The organism is Akkermansia sp. N21169 (genome assembly GCF_029854675.1).
GTDB lineage: Bacteria > Verrucomicrobiota > Verrucomicrobiia > Verrucomicrobiales > Akkermansiaceae > Akkermansia.
Window position 1 is genome coordinate 1 of sequence record NZ_JARWNC010000012.1, and the last position, 14873, is coordinate 14873.

Consider the following 14873-nt stretch of genomic DNA (forward strand, 5'->3'; position numbering starts at 1 on the left):
CAGCGGTGAACAGGGCACCATCTTCGCCGAAGCCAACGGCGATATCCGCTCCGGAGCCACAAGCATCAACGGATCACTCGGATTCAGGTACAACTTCTGATTAGGAACAGAAGACGCAAACACACAGTGCCGCCTCCCGGAGAGAGAAGAATAGGGGAGGCGGCACTCTCTTTTGCCGGAACAGAGGGAGAAGCCGTCCCAATGTGACATAGAATGGAAATTGTAGTGTTTTTCATCGAGAGCTGCTTGACAAGAAGGGCTTGGCTCTTCATAAAGCCTCACACAAATTTATTGGCAATGATTCGGTACAGTATCATCCTCATAGGCGGTTGCTTGGCTCTGGCTTCATGTATTCCCAATGAATACGCCAAGACGCAACAGGCCAAATCTTCGTATTTGCATGGAGTTGGCGGAACTTCCGGAGTCAAGACGGACATTCCGCCGGAGGCGAGGCTGGGACAGGGCTTCTGGGATTGGCCTGCGGGGCTGGAAGGCGAACGCCGGATCGTGATCGATACCAAACTGCAAAAAGTGACGTATTATGTGGGAGATACTATTGTCGGGACCTCTCCCGTTTCGACGGGGAAAGAGGGGCATGCCACTCCCCTTGGTACGTACAAGATCATTAAGAAGGACAAGGATTACAAGTCGGGAACCTACGGAGTATTGCGCAGCAAGGCAACGGGAGCCGTTGTGAATGGCGACTTCAACAACCGTGCCGGAAGTGTTCCGGCTGGGTGCTATTACGATCCGGCGCCGATGCCTTACTATTTGTCCTTCCTTCCAGGTTACGGGATGCATCAGGGGTTTGTAGCCGGATATCCCGTTAGCCATGGCTGTGTCCGTATGCCGGAGGATATGGCACGCGTTTTCTTTGAAAATACGCCTATGGGAACGACGGTGGTCGTGAAGTAATTTAATCGTTTTTTTCTTAACAAAAACAGAAGGCCGTCGGGAATTAGATCTCGTCGGCCTTCTTGATACCAGGGGGAAATCGGGTCATGAATGGATGTTGTCACCCTATGAGACCGGACTTGCATGAGATAGGGGAAAGCGGGTAGCATGGCGCGCCCTTTATGAAATGTTCTTCCGTTGTTTTTCCCGATTCCTGCCCGTATGTATGCGGCATTGGTGCGGTTTCCTCATTAGGAATCGATAGCGCGACGCATGTAGAAAAGATACTCGAAGGGAAGTGTGCATTTCGTCCGCTGGCGGAGTTGTGGGGGGAAGGTCACGCGTGGGATCGGATACCGGCAGCCTGGCTGGAAGACAGGGAGTTGTTCATGGGACGCCGGCAAGGGCCGGCTTCAATCCTGGCTCTGCTTTTGGCCCGGCAGGCGGTCGAGGATGCGGGGTGGGGGGCACGCGAATTGGAATCGGCAGCTTTGATTGTGGGGTCTTCGCGCGGCAATGCAATGGGCTGGCTGGATTCCATCTCCGGACGGAGGAAGATCAAATTATTGTCGGTACCTCAGTCTCTCCACAGTGAACTGGCATCCTCCGTAACGATTGAGTTTGGCATCCACGGTCCCTACCATGTACTGGCTAGCGGATGTGCGGCCGGGTTGGATGCCGTAGGTCTGGCTGCCATGCTGGTAGAGTCCGGCGTCGTGGAGCGTGCTTTGGCGATTGGGTTGGATTTGCCTCTGTCTCCATCGGTTCTGGATACGTATTGGTCTTCCGGTATGCTGGCCCAGGTCGGGGTTAATAATCCGTACGGTGAAGATGCTGACGGGATGGTGATTGCCGAGGGAGGGGGGGCCGTGGCCCTGTCCATTCATCCCGAAGAAGGCGTTCCATATGGGCGTGTGCTGGATTACCGTTCCAATTCCGATGCAAGCAGTCCTCTAGGCATGCCGGCGGACGGATTGCAGTTGGGCAGGTTGATCAAGACTTCCCTGGAGAAGACGGGGGCGGTTTGCGAGGCGTTGACGATATGTCCTCATGCCAGTGGAACGAGGAACAATGGCATCGCGGAAAAGGCGGCGTTGAAGTATGCTTTTCCCGGAGAGGAAGGAACGGCTCTCCGCTTCCCGGATGTTCGCCTGATGAAACCGTGGTGCGGTCATGCTATCGGGGGAAGCGGTATTCTGGAGTTGTGTATGATGCTGGCATTTGCGAAACGGGGGCTATTGCCTCCCAATTTACCCGGTATGGCATCGCCCTGGGAGGGATGTATCCTCTCGAAAACCTGCGATCTTCTGGATGATCGTATTCTGTTGAAGACGGCTTCTTCGATGGGCGGACATAACGCCGTTCTTGCCTTGAGTGTGAACCCAAACGCCCCAATTTTATGAAAACGCCTGAATCCGCATTGTTCCAATATGAAAAAGAAGGCTTATTGAGAAGGCTGCGCCCCATCGAATGCCTGCCGGGCGGAATGGCCCGTATGGCGGATGAGAGCGAGGTGGTCAATTGGGCCTCCAATGATTATCTGGGGCTGGCCCGGGATCCCCGGATTGAGGAGGCGATGATCCGGGGGGTCCGCGACCACGGGACAGGTGCTATGGCTTCCCGCCTGGTGACGGGGACACGCCGCGTTCATGAAGAACTTGAGGAACGCCTTGCCACTCTAAAGGGAACAGAGGCAGCAGTGGCTTTTTCCTCGGGCTATGCGACATCGGTCGGTTTGATTCCGGCGATTGTGGGGAAGGGCGATTTTGTCGTTTTGGACAAGTTGAGTCACGCGAGTTTGATTGATGGAGCCAGATTGTCGGGTGCGGAAGTGAGGACGTTTTTGCATAATAATCCGGAGTCCTTGGAGAAATTGCTTGTCCGTTTGCGGGCGAAGTCGCCGGATGCTGATATCTTGGTAGTGACGGAGTCTGTGTTTAGCATGGACGGGGATAGGGCTCCCTTGCGCGAATTGGTTGAAGTAAAAAACCGATATGGAGCTCTCATGCTGGTGGATGAAGCGCATGGATTCGGTTTGCTGGGCAGGAATGGTGCCGGTCTGGCTTCGGAACTGGGAGTGTCTTCGGCTATTGATTTCCAAATGGGAACTTTGAGTAAGTCGGCCGGTTTATCGGGCGGTTATGTGGCTTGTTCCCGAGCCTGGGCTGATTTATTCATCAATTCGTCCCGGTCGTTGATTTATTCGACAGCACCTTCTCCGGCGTTGGCGCAGGCGGCTGTGACTGCACTGGATATGATTGAAGGCGAAGAGGGAGAAGCGAAGCGTATCCATGTGCGTTTCCTGATGGATTTGTTTGTTTCTTTACTGGGGATGGAGGCAAGACCTCTGAGCTCAATTTTTCCTTATGTGATAGGAGAGAACGAAGACGCCTTATCGGCTGCATCTGCTCTTCTGAATGCGGGGCATTTGGCTCCGGCGATTCGGTACCCGACAGTGCCTCGCGGTACGGCAAGGTTGCGTTTGACGTTGACTGCCGCCCATACGGAGCAACAGGTTAGGGATCTGGCTGAAGTATTGTCAAAGATGCAGAGGGGTGAACTGGCGGTTTCGCAAGCGTGAAAAGAAATACGGAAGCATGCTTGAATATAGCACTCCTTTCATAGGGAAGTGCAAGGATGACCTGTTTTTTTTTGTTTAAAAAAATATTTATATAAATTGATTCATTTTGTTTTTTGAAAAAACATAAAATAATCACATGATTCACAATGGATGGCCAATAGTCATGCTGGAATAGCGGATTGCACATCCGTTTCCAAGAAAAATATTTATTTGTATAAATGTCGCAAACCATTCTTTCCCAATTAACTACATTAAATATTTATATCCTTGTTTGACAGGGTTATTGCTTGAAATATGATATACTGTTGTCCATAAAAGCGAGAATAAAACGACATTATTGACGGATGTGCAATCCGCTACATATACGCCCATGGTGAGTTCATTTTTTATCAGACGTTTCTTTGCATCGCTTCTTGCTGTAGGAGTACCTGCATCTTTCGCTTCATCGACAATTGATGACATCAACGAATCTCTTCGGCAGGCAGCCAAAGGAGATTCTCTCTCCTTCACTATCCAGGAACATATCCTTATTCCCTGCCATAGAACCTCCGGGAGTCCTTATGACGCTAAGGAATGGGGAGCCATCAGCAATCCGGACGGAGTCACTTTTCAGCTTTCTGGACTTCAGGTAAACGGAGAGAAATCGTCTTTCACCGGAGCAGAACGCAGTGATCCTCTCGATCTTACCCGAGCCTTGCTTAATAATCTGGGATCAACCATGAAGGTGGATAACCTGATCTTCGACAACTGCAGTTACTACCGAGGTGGTACCATCGCTTGTACCGGAGGAGCCATCTCGAATTTTGGAGGAACGCTGGAAGTCAAAAACTGCGATTTTTTCGGTAATTCCATCAGCAGTTACCAGCGTTTCAGTGCAGGAGGCGCTATCTGTGCCGCCCGTGAAATTTCAGGAGCTAAATCTACCGTGTGCTATACGACTATTGATGCGTGCACCTTCATCGGCAATTTTGCCACGACCGATCCGGAGGGTTATCAATCGGTTCAGGGAGGCGCCTTCTATAATGAAGACTTATCTATTGCCACAGTTCGGCGAAGTACATTCAACAACAATTATGTGATTGTTGACAAAATGAAAACGTTCGTATCCGGAGGCGGCGCCATTGGCAACTGGGGTGACATGGAGATTGAGGATTGCTCGTTTACTGGCAATTATGTCCTTTCCACAGGGGGTGTTGCCCTCTACGGCGGGGCTATCTGGTCTGAAACTAATTTAAACACTATTTATTCTCTTACCATTCGCAATTCGATTTTTGAGAACAACTACATTCAGACTTCCGAGCCACAGGGTATGGGGGGAGCCATCTGTTTCAGATCATCAGGTCTCAACACGATCATCGACAGTTCCTTCTTCAATAATTTCAACGCCTCTTCCAACTACTACGGTGGAGCCATCGACACTGCCGGACCTCTCAACCTGATTGCGGAAACGAAGGACGTCGTCTTCAGTGGCAACAGGCACTTCGTCACCCAAGTCGAAAACGGGCTGGCTCAAGATGGCCTTTCCAACGCCATTACAACCCGTGCCGGCGGTTTCCTCAACCTCGTCGCCGCCTCCCAGGCCAAAATCGTTTTCGACGACTCCCTGATGGCTGCCAATAATGACACGCCACTCAACATCAACCCGGATACCATCGCTCTGAACAACGAAACGAATGAAAAGGTCGACAACCCGTACTCCCATGACGGGGAAGTGCAGTTCAACGACGGCGTAACCGTCAACAACTTCACGGTCAACCTGGACAACGGTTCCCTCCGCGTCGGCGACAAGACCTTCATCAAGGGAACCGTCAACGCAAGGACGGGCACCGCCCTCCTGATCGACGGATTCACTACCATAGCCCAGGGAGAAAAGTTCGCCTTGGAAATCCTGGGACCCCCAACTCCGGGCACGGACGGAAACTACAATGTCACGGGAACGGAAGGCGAACACACCATCCGAGTCCGGATGAACGACGCCATGGTCGCCGCCACAGATACCAACCCCGTCTGGAACTTCGCCGACGGCTCCTCTCTGAATGCCGAGCCGGGCAAGCTCGTCTTCGTGCTGGACATCAGCGGCATCCAGTCCAGGCCGGAGGAACTCCACCCCTTCATCTTCTCCCACACGCTATCCACCGAAACCACCCAGGCAAGCGTGGCCGGCGCCAAACACGTCTACCTCGTCGATGACGATGGATGGTCCCTCGAATACGAACCCTATACCGCCAACGGGACGACCTACGACCGCTTCGACTTCCTGTCCGGTCAATACGGAGTGGAACTCCCCCAGCCACCATCCCCCATCGATCCGGAGTTCCCGGTCAACCCTGAATTCCCGGTAGATCCTCCGACGCCTCCCGCTCCGGCCTGGAACGCCCCCCTCGGCGTCGGCACCGTCCAGGTCAACACGCTTTGGACCTCCGTCCGGTCTCTCTGGTCCTTCTCTGACAATGCCCGGACCAATACCCGGTACAACCTCAAGCTGGAACGCAACGTGGCCTTCTGGGTTTCCGGCATCGGCAACTACTACACCCAGGAAAACCAGGACTTTTCCACGGGGTACCGCTACCGTTCCCTGGGATACGCGGCGGGCGGCGAGTACGCCTTCGCCAACAACTGGACGATGGGCATGGCCGTCGGCACCCTCTGGGGAGACCATGACGTCAACAATGGCCTGGGGCGCATCGACAAAGACACCAACATCGGCCTCCTCTACGGAACCTACGGGATGGCTCTCAACCGGCAAAATGCCTTCATCCTGGACATGCAGGCCGGCTATGCCCGCTCCAGCAACAAAGGTACAACGAGGATGCAGGCCGTATCCGAGGACAACCTGGGCGGGAAATGGACCGACCAGGCCTGGATTCTGGACGTGAAGGCGATCTGGAGCCATCAATTGAACGAAAGGCTTTTCCTGGAAACCTTCACCGGGCTCCAGTACACCTTCGCCGACCAGAACGACTACACCCTCAGCGGCGAGAAGTACCAGTACCGTCTCTCGGACGGCAGCATGAACGAGCTGCGCGCTACCGTGGGAACCGGTCTCCGTTACCGGGGTTATCTAGGAAGCAAGGCGTTCACGGCCTACGCGAAGGCGGGAGTAATCCAGGACTTGAGCCGTAAGACGCCCCGGGTCGATGTCCAGGGCAACAGTCATTTCTGGACAGCCTGCGGCAGTAAACCGGGAAGGACGTCGCTGAGCACGGCGTCGGGCATGCGTTTGCAGCTTACGGAAGGTCTGAGCGCCTCGGCGAACTACAATCTTGAAGCGGCCGAGAAGAGCCTCATGCAGACGGGAAGCGTCAGTCTCATTTACGAATTCTGAGTTTCTTCCGGATACCTCTCCGGTTCACCGGAAAACCAGAAGAGGATTCTTGATTTTCCGTTCGAAGAGAATTGCGGTATTCTCTGAGATCCGGAAACGGGAGTAGGCTCAGGACGGTTCTCTTGCAAAACCGTAGATTGGGTCGCTTCCAAAACAAGCTCCCCCGGCCTTCAGTCGAAAGTCGGGGGAGCTCATTTGTTGATGATGAAGCGGATCGTATATCCGTTATTCTTTATTCAGGACAATGTCCGCGCAATGCTTTGCGAGATTGCGGAAGGCCGCGGAAGCACTGTTTTCCGCAGGATCGAGCAGAGCGACGGGAGAGCCTTCGTCTCCGCAGGAGCGGGTACGGATGTCGATGGGAATTTGCCCCAGAAGCGGCACTCCGAGTTTTTCCGCTTCGCGAGCGCCACCTCCTTCTCCAAAGATGTGATAGACCTTTCCGTCGGAAGGACATTCGAAGTAACTCATGTTTTCGATGATGCCGAGGATGGGTGTCTGGACTTTTTCGAAGAGTCCTACAGCTTTGCGGGCATCGATAAGGGCAACTTCCTGCGGGGTTGTGACGATGACGGCTCCGTCGAGATCTGCTGTTTGCACGATGGTCAGCTGGATGTCTCCCGTTCCGGGGGGCAGATCAAGGATCAGGAAGTCGATGTCACCCCATTCTACGTTGCGAAGGAATTGCTGGACGTATCGGGTGGCCAATGGTCCGCGAACAGCGACGGGAGAGGCTTCGTCGATCATCAGGCCGATGGAAAGCAAGCGGATACCGTGCGCTTTGACAGGAATGAATTCGTCGTTCTCATTGGCTCCGGGACGTTCCTTAGTGCCGAACATGAGAGCCATGGAAGGACCATAGATATCCAGATCGACCAAGCCGACTTTATAACCGAGTTTCGAGAGGGCGACTGCGAGGTTGGCGGAGACTGTGGATTTACCGACACCGCCTTTGCCGGAAGCGACGGCGATGACGTGCTTGGCTCCGGGGATGGAGGACTTCCACGAAGCGGGATCATCATTGACCGGCTTGTTGGCTGCGGGCGTTTTGTGGTCGATGTTGACATCGCAGTGCTTGACTCCGGGGATGTGCTTCATGACGTTGTGCACCCCTTCGAAGATGTAACGGGGGATATCGGCGTTGCGGCTTTCGATCTGGAGATTGATGACGACATTGTTGTCATCGTCGATGGCAATGTTTTTTACAATGCCGAACGAAACGATGTCCCGGCTGAATCCGGGATATTTGACCGTCGTCAAAGCGGCCCGGATGAGTTCCGGCGTGAGTGGTTGTTGTGAATCGGTCATGATAGAGTTAGTTCCTGTGGAGGAGTAATTGGATCGGTTTGGAGATCGGCCAGAGGATCAAATGGACGAATGATGAGAAATACTGGCAGATTAATCGGAAAATGTGAATCGGTTTTTGCAGGAAGCGATGGAGTCCTGCGTATTTTTCATACATGATGCTGAGGGCGACGATGAGAACGATGTTCGTGAATTTGAAAGAAATTCCCCCTTTCCAGATGCTGTCGATCATGCCATGGTCATAAAGGATTTCTTGTCCCATATCGACAACAAGAATTACCCCGACAAATCCGACGAGAACGAAGGCCGTATAGTTGAGAACGGGGAATTTTTCCAGGATGCCGATGCACCATCCGGCTACGATTCGGAGAGCAAGGATACCGATGAAGACGCCGGTACAGACGACCCATATATGGTATTCTTCAGGGATGTGTGCGGCATTGTTAACGAGTCCGACGGCTGCGACGACATTGTCGAGCGAAAGCGAAAGATCCATGAGCTCAATGCCGGCAATGGTCGCCAGAAAACTTTTACCTGCGAATTTGCCGGCGGAATGATTTTCATGTTTTTCGACATGTTTGAGAGAGAGGTGGTTCGCAGCCAGATAAATCAGGTAGATTGCGCCAAACCACTTGACCCATTCGTTGTGCATGAGCCAGGCGACGGCTGCCAGAGCGATACCCCGGAATACGTAGGCGCCGATGAGCCCCCAGCGAAGAGCCGCTTTTTGCTGATGCTTGGGCAAGTGGGATGCCATGGCGGCGATTCCCAAAGCATTGTCGACAGACAGGAGGCCTTCGATGAGGATTAATCCCAGAACGATTTGCAGGGCTTCGCTATAGAACCCGATGGGGATGGGGGTGTCCCATATTGCCAATAGTGAAAAAAGTGCAGTCACGTGCGCCGAGAGTAATTGATTCTCTGCAGTGATCAACCCTCAAATCTGTAATAAGACTTGGGAATACTTCTACTACTGTCACTGTGCGGGTTGGATGACTGTATTGTGGTGGTAGGATTCGAACCGGTTGTACTGTTCCGTATCCAAAGCGGACGGATAACTCATGACGAGGAGGGGGTAGGGAGCATCACCTTCCTTGTAGGGGGGATGGATATAGTCGTACTGTTGGTTGGATATAAATCCATTGCGTTCGTAGAACATCAGCCTGCGGCGGGAAATTTCATCAACGACGGGGTCAATTTCGAGGATGACCGGGATATTGGAGTGCTGCTTGATTTCGTCGAGTATGATTTTGCCGAATCCGTTATTTCTCATGTGCGGGGAGACGGCAAAGTGTTCCAGATAGACGAAGTCGGGAGTATTCCAGAAGCAGAGGATTGCGGCAACGCGCCCGTCGGATGTCAGAAGGGCGTCATAGTGAAATTCCGGGTTGTGGAGGATTTCTTCCAGATTAGGAATGGTGCGTTGCTCGTGCAGAGGGAAACTTTGCGTGTAAATTTCGTTCGCCTCCGTAAACAGGGGATCATGGATACTTTTGATGGCGATGTGCTTGAAATCTTTCATGGCTGGGCTATTGCGTCGTATGGTGTGCAATGTCTGGTTTTTGGAACCCTACTATGAGTTATTTTAACGTCTGAAGTAAAGTCTTCTTTTCTGTTTTTTTGCCTATTATGGAAGGAAGAGACGGTCATGTTGGATGTATTGATGACAATAAGGTTGTCTGGGGAAGGATGAATGAGTACGCGTTCCGGTATTGCTCTGATGGGATATTCCCCTACATTGGTGGGCCATTCCCTTTCTTGTTCCAAGAAGGGGGGCATGACTCTTCCATATGAAAAGGTATAATGAGGAAGTGACTGATGATGAAGTCCTATGGGGTCTTCTTGATCAGGGCTATACGGATTTTGCAAAGGTCTCGTTGAGAGGACTGCAAATGAGCCGTCTTCCCAATATGAAAGGGTGCCGCGTAGCGGAATTTGACTGCAGCAACAACCGCCTGACGACATTGAAGGGCGCTCCGGAGGTTTCCGGTACGTTTGATTGTTCCAAGAACCGTCTGGTGTCCTTGCAATATGCGCCTGCCGGCCCGCTTGATTCCTTCTTGTGCATGGATAACCGTTTGGAATCCCTGGCTGGCGCACCGCAGGTTGTGGAGAGGGAGTTTGACTGCAGTTTCAATCGGTTGGAGTCTCTGGAGGGAGGGCCCTCTTCCGTCAAGGTTTCCTATACTTGTTCTTTTAATCAGTTGAAGTCGTTGGAGGGGGCACCGGACGATGTCCGCGGAAGTTTTGATTGCTGCTGGAATCGTTTGACGAGTCTTCGCGGGGCTCCGCAGGAAGTGGAGGCGGGGTTTAAGTGCGGGAATAATGAACTTGTTTCTCTTGAAGGGGCTCCTCCACATGTGACAGGAGAATTCGACTGCCGGGAAAACCAGCTCGTTTCTCTGGCACATTGTCCTCAATCGGTTGCCGGACGCTTTGTGTGCAGTCATAACAGACTGGCAAGCCTGGAAGGGGCTCCGCCCGGAGTGAAGAAGGAGATGGACTGCTCGTTCAATCTGCTGGAGTCCTTGACTGGAGCTCCGCCTGCTGTGCAAGGCCGGTTCGATTGTAGTCACAACAGGCTTGTTTCCTTGAAAGGAGCACCGACAGGCGTTCGTCTGGCGTTCAACTGTTCTTCCAACAAGCTGGATTCTCTGGATTTCTGCCCTCAGGAGGTGGAAATGGATTTTTTCTGCAGCGACAATTGCCTGACTAGCCTTCAGGGCTCTCCTCCGGGAGTGAAACGGGATTTTGATTGCAGTGGAAATCGTTTGAGATCTCTGGCGGGATGTCCTGCCGGTGTTTCACGCGATTTTTTCTGCCGTGACAATTTACTGACGACGCTGGAATATGTACCGCTTGGCGTTTCCCGCCATTTCAATTGCGCATCGAATAAATTGGGATCCTTGGAGTCCTGTCCACCGGGAATTCTCGGTAATTTTTCTTGTGCGGACAATAGGCTTCGTTCTTTGAGCGGGGTTCCTGCCGGAGTGGAGGGCTCTTTCGATTGCGGCCGCAATCAATTGTCGTCGTTGGACGGTTGTCCTCCCGGCGTACAGGGGAGTTTCATCTGTTCTCGCAACAAATTATCATCTTTGGAAGGTTCTCCCCAAGGGATTCTTGAAAAGATGGATTGCAGCTACAACCAGTTATCATCCCTCCGAGGGATGCCGAAAGATGTAACGGGATACTTCGATTGCAGCCATAACAATCTGGAATCCTTGGAGTTTGCTCCTCTTTCCACGAAGGAGGGATTCAATTGCAGTCACAACCGCCTGAAGAGTTTGAAGGGTGCCCCTCTCGGTGTGGAGGGGAGTTACGATTGCAGCCACAATTGTCTGGAAACCCTGGATTACGTGGCTTCCGGCGTGACGTGGCGTTTCGATTGCAGCTATAACCTTCTTCGTTCTTTGCGCGGCGCTCCGGAACAAGTGTCCTGGCATTTCGACTGTAGTCACAACAGGATTATATCGTGGGAATATCTGCCTCTCCACGTGCAGGGGAAGATGATAGTGGAAGGCAACCCGGCGGGAACTCTTGACGAATGTCGCAATGATCACTTGGCGGATGTAGAGGGAGATTGATTTTTTCCTCATTTTCATTAAGATGCGAACATGAAACGGGTATTTTCCTTCGGTGTATTGTGCGTCATGTCTGCAGTCTTCCTGTCTGGATGCGATGATGACAAAAAGGGGGAGGTTGTCGGACTAAGCGAACAGGACTCTCCCATGCCCGGGAATGCAGGGCGGGAGCGTACCGTCGATGCTCCGAAACCTGTAGAACGTGACGATGAACTGGACCGTGCTATCCGGGATGCGACCGATGGTACTGCCGAACATGAATATGCGGTGGCCAAACTTTATGCCGAGCGTCTCAAAGCAGGAAAGGCAAAGGTGGAACAGGTCGTCGAATGGTGCAAGAAAGCTGCCGACAAGGGCTATGCCGAAGCCCAGATGACCCTGGCCGGCATGTATTATTACGGTGTGGAACTCGGTCGCGATTCTTCCCGGGCGAAGGAGTGGTTTGAAAAAGCTGCCGCGGCGGGCAACAGGGAAGCCGATTATTACCTGGGATTGATGTATCTGATGGGGGACGGCATTGCGCGCGATACTGCGAAAGGCGTGGAGGAGATCAAGAAATCCGCTGAAAGCAATATTCCTAAAGCGATGGGGTTTCTCGGCAATCTTTATTGGGAAGGAAAGTTCGGCGTGGAAAAAGATGCCCGCATAGCCCAACAATGGTTGGAGAAGGCTGCCAAGAAGGGGGACATTACGGCTGCCCAGTTTCTTGGCAGGATTTATTACAACGGGGATGGTGTAGAAAAGAATCCCGAGAAGGCCTTCAAATGGTATGAAAAGGCTGCTCGTCTGGGAGATCCCCAATCGGAATACATTGTTGCGATGATGTGCTTGAAGGGGGAAGGGACGAAGGAAAACCCCGAAGAAGCCGTTTCCTGGTTGAAATTGGCTGCAGGTCAGGATCATGTCGGTGCCATGGCTCTGCTTTCCATCTGTTACAGCAGTGGCTTGGGTATTAAGGCTGATGCCGAAATCGGCCGGGTTTGGAAAGAACGCGCCTTGAAACTGCAGAAAGAACAAGAGGAAAAGGCCGCGACCGGGAATAATCCGCCGAGTGGCGAGGTTACGCCCGGATCGGGAGGGATGCCCAAACAGGGTGAATTGTGAACAAGAAGCTTTCAGTGCAGATCAATGATTCGTACTGAGACAATTCCATTCTTTAGGGGGGGAATGAGATTTCTTGACTGATCAGAGAAGCCGGGGTATAGACCTCCTTGGTTATTATAACCGCACGAGTTATGGACAAACAGCAAACATTGGTGCCGGCCCTGGCAGAAGGAACCGTTCTTTACGATATCTACCAGATCGTGCGTGTTTTGGGCGCGGGAGGTTTCGGTATTACCTACATGGCATGGGACATGAAGCATGAGCGCCATGTGGTCATTAAGGAATGTTTGCCGGGGGATTATGCGGTGCGCAGTGAGGATGGCGTTACCGTTTTGCTCCGCCATGAATCGACTCGCGACATGTTTGAAAATTGCATCAACAATACGATGCAGGAGGCGCAGACGCTGGCTGGATTTTCTCATCCGGGCGTCGTTCAGATTTTTGATTTGTTCCGTGCTCACGGAACCGTCTATTACGTTATGGAATTGATTATCGGACAAACGATGTTCGAGATCATGGAAAATTTAAAAAAGTCCGGCGGATCCTTTACCCAGGCCCAGGCGGAAGGATTATTGGTTAATATGCTTGATATCCTCGAGCATCTCCACGACCACGGAATTTATCATTGTGATATCAAACCGGGCAATATTTTTATCATGGGCAACGGCATGCCGAAGTTGATCGACTTCGGAGCCGTCCGAACCAAAGTGCTCCAGCACGATGGACTTGTACAGGTGACTCCCGGTTATACCCCTCCCGAGTTCTATCCCGGGCGTTTTCGCGAGATTGGCCCCTGGTGCGACCTCTATGGGCTGGGAGCGACATTTTACGAACTTTTGACGGGCATAACTCCGGAACCTGGCGATAAGCGTTCCGTCGTAGACAGAATGGTCAAGATTGCTTCCGTGGAAGGTTTCCGCAGGAAGTACTCGCTTCCTCTTCTGACCAGTATTGACAAGGCGTTGGAACCTTCTCTGGAAAAACGTTTCAAGTCTGCCAAAATGTGGATTGAATATATGGATGCCTATGAAGCCGGCGTTCAATTGGTAACGACCTCCGATCCCAAAGCCAACGAGCGGTTGAAAATTGCCAGTTCATTGAACAAGAGAAAGAAAAGTCCGGTGGTGAAAATCGTGATCCTCCTGATTTTGATTGCCCTTGTTGCTCTTGCATGGTTTGTTCACACAGGTGAAATCGAATTGCCTTTTGAGCTGCCGCAGGAATATTCGTGGCTGATTCAGACGAAGCAACCGTAATTCGTCCTCCGAGGACTATGGCATAGGAGGCCTTTGACTCCGGCATGCGTTAAAATCCCGGTTACCGTACCGGAGCAGACTTGATGTCGTGTTCATGGTCAATCGGTGATTTCCGAAGATTTTGAATTTTGATGTATTTCAATTGATTTGGAAAATTATTTATTTTGAATCTTGACACAAGGGATTTGAAGATTGATTGTGTAGAGTGACAGGAAGGTTTTTATTCCTGCTTTTCTGTCCTGTGTGTGCTCAAACCATTCATTTTGCTGTCATGAATACGCCTGTTTCAGATTCCGCCTCTCCGGCCTCCAATCCGGAAAACGCCACCCTCGCCTCCCGTCTGCCCGGGGCGGCCCCCTCGCTCTCCAGCAGCGCTGCTCCGGTTTCCAGTTCCTCTGCTCTTCCCTCGTCTTCGGCAAGCTCCAGCGCCCCCTCCTCATCGGCTAGCTCAAGTTCTCCGTCCTCGTCGGCTAGTTCCAGTTCTCCCTCATCTTCGTCAAGCCCTCCCACGTCCTCATCGAGCAGCAGTGTGCCCTCCTCTTCGTCAAGTTCCAGCGTACCATCCTCTTCGTCGAGTTCCAGCGTGCCGTCTTCCTCGTCAAGCAGCAGTTCTTCTCCATCTTCTTCGAGCAGCAGTTCCTCTTCGGAGCCTTCTTCCAGTTCGTCCTCCGAGTCATCCTCCAGCTCCAGCAGTGCTTCCCCCACCCAGGAAGACACTCCATGCCAGCCCTGCAACGATCCATGCAATGAAAGCTGCGCCAACGGGGACGGGGACTATGCCGGGCGCATCGGCTTTGGCGGCACGCCGGATGGCGGCATGTGCGAAG

The 14873-nt window shown here is 52.4% G+C and carries 11 protein-coding genes; 7 read left to right on the forward strand and 4 right to left on the reverse strand.

Annotated features, from left to right (window positions below; genetic code table 11):
• Nucleotides 1–297: 297 nt before the first annotated feature.
• The 4 genes from QET40_RS00200 (at nt 298) to QET40_RS00215 (ending at nt 6800) form a co-directional block, all read left to right on the forward strand.
• On the forward strand, nt 298–915 hold the full coding sequence (locus tag QET40_RS00200) for a L,D-transpeptidase family protein (RefSeq protein ID WP_280125151.1): 618 nt from the start codon (nt 298–300) through the stop codon (nt 913–915).
• A gap of 161 nt (nt 916–1076) precedes the next feature.
• A complete protein-coding gene (locus QET40_RS00205; RefSeq protein ID WP_280125152.1) occupies nt 1077–2297 on the forward strand; it encodes a beta-ketoacyl synthase N-terminal-like domain-containing protein in 1221 nt (406 codons plus the stop codon).
• Nucleotides 2294–3475: an 8-amino-7-oxononanoate synthase gene (locus QET40_RS00210; protein ID WP_280125153.1), complete on the forward strand. Its 1182-nt coding sequence runs from the start codon at nt 2294–2296 to the stop codon at nt 3473–3475. Before QET40_RS00205 ends, QET40_RS00210 begins: the two co-directional genes overlap by 4 nt.
• A gap of 370 nt (nt 3476–3845) precedes the next feature.
• Complete coding sequence (locus tag QET40_RS00215; RefSeq protein WP_280125154.1) at nt 3846–6800, forward strand: autotransporter outer membrane beta-barrel domain-containing protein; 2955 nt, start codon at nt 3846–3848, stop codon at nt 6798–6800.
• Nucleotides 6801–7025: 225 nt separating this feature from the next.
• Here QET40_RS00215 and QET40_RS00220 read toward each other — a convergent pair whose 3' ends face one another.
• From QET40_RS00220 to QET40_RS00230, 3 genes are all read right to left on the reverse strand, one after another.
• On the reverse strand, nt 7026–8108 hold the full coding sequence (locus QET40_RS00220; RefSeq protein WP_280125155.1) for a P-loop NTPase: 1083 nt from the start codon (nt 8106–8108) through the stop codon (nt 7026–7028).
• Nucleotides 8109–8115: 7 nt separating this feature from the next.
• A complete protein-coding gene (locus QET40_RS00225) occupies nt 8116–9003 on the reverse strand; it encodes a hypothetical protein (RefSeq protein ID WP_280125156.1) in 888 nt (295 codons plus the stop codon).
• A gap of 78 nt (nt 9004–9081) precedes the next feature.
• The gene (locus tag QET40_RS00230) at nt 9082–9627 is read right to left on the reverse strand and encodes a GNAT family N-acetyltransferase (RefSeq protein WP_280125157.1); all 546 of its coding nucleotides are present in this window, start codon (nt 9625–9627) and stop codon (nt 9082–9084) included.
• Nucleotides 9628–9895: 268 nt separating this feature from the next.
• Here QET40_RS00230 and QET40_RS00235 point away from each other — a divergent pair, with 268 nt between their 5' ends.
• From QET40_RS00235 to QET40_RS00245, 3 genes are all read left to right on the forward strand, one after another.
• Nucleotides 9896–11689 carry a hypothetical protein gene (locus QET40_RS00235; RefSeq protein ID WP_280125158.1) on the forward strand — a complete coding sequence of 598 codons (1794 nt, stop codon included), beginning with the start codon at nt 9896–9898 and terminating at the stop codon, nt 11687–11689.
• Nucleotides 11690–11719: 30 nt separating this feature from the next.
• Nucleotides 11720–12790, forward strand: a complete 1071-nt coding sequence (locus tag QET40_RS00240) for a tetratricopeptide repeat protein (protein WP_280125159.1) — start codon at nt 11720–11722, stop codon at nt 12788–12790.
• A 131-nt stretch (nt 12791–12921) separates the two neighbouring features.
• Nucleotides 12922–14046 (forward strand): serine/threonine-protein kinase, encoded by a 1125-nt coding sequence (locus QET40_RS00245; RefSeq protein WP_280125160.1) that lies wholly within the window; start codon nt 12922–12924, stop codon nt 14044–14046.
• A 258-nt stretch (nt 14047–14304) separates the two neighbouring features.
• Here QET40_RS00245 and QET40_RS00250 read toward each other — a convergent pair whose 3' ends face one another.
• On the reverse strand, nt 14305–14763 hold the full coding sequence (locus tag QET40_RS00250; RefSeq protein WP_280125161.1) for a hypothetical protein: 459 nt from the start codon (nt 14761–14763) through the stop codon (nt 14305–14307).
• Nucleotides 14764–14873 lie beyond the last annotated feature (110 nt).

What these genes read in the sequence shown, in the direction of transcription:
- QET40_RS00200 (WP_280125151.1), top strand. Translation starts at nt 298, where the DNA reads ATGATTCGGTACAGTATCATCCTCATAGGCGGTTGCTTGGCTCTGGCT.
- QET40_RS00205 (WP_280125152.1), top strand. Translation starts at nt 1,077, where the DNA reads ATGAAATGTTCTTCCGTTGTTTTTCCCGATTCCTGCCCGTATGTATGC.
- QET40_RS00210 (WP_280125153.1), top strand. Translation starts at nt 2,294, where the DNA reads ATGAAAACGCCTGAATCCGCATTGTTCCAATATGAAAAAGAAGGCTTA.
- QET40_RS00215 (WP_280125154.1), top strand. Translation starts at nt 3,846, where the DNA reads ATGGTGAGTTCATTTTTTATCAGACGTTTCTTTGCATCGCTTCTTGCT.
- QET40_RS00220 (WP_280125155.1), bottom strand. Translation starts at nt 8,108, where the DNA reads ATGACCGATTCACAACAACCACTCACGCCGGAACTCATCCGGGCCGCT.
- QET40_RS00230 (WP_280125157.1), bottom strand. Translation starts at nt 9,627, where the DNA reads ATGAAAGATTTCAAGCACATCGCCATCAAAAGTATCCATGATCCCCTG.
- QET40_RS00235 (WP_280125158.1), top strand. Translation starts at nt 9,896, where the DNA reads ATGAAAAGGTATAATGAGGAAGTGACTGATGATGAAGTCCTATGGGGT.
- QET40_RS00240 (WP_280125159.1), top strand. Translation starts at nt 11,720, where the DNA reads ATGAAACGGGTATTTTCCTTCGGTGTATTGTGCGTCATGTCTGCAGTC.
- QET40_RS00245 (WP_280125160.1), top strand. Translation starts at nt 12,922, where the DNA reads ATGGACAAACAGCAAACATTGGTGCCGGCCCTGGCAGAAGGAACCGTT.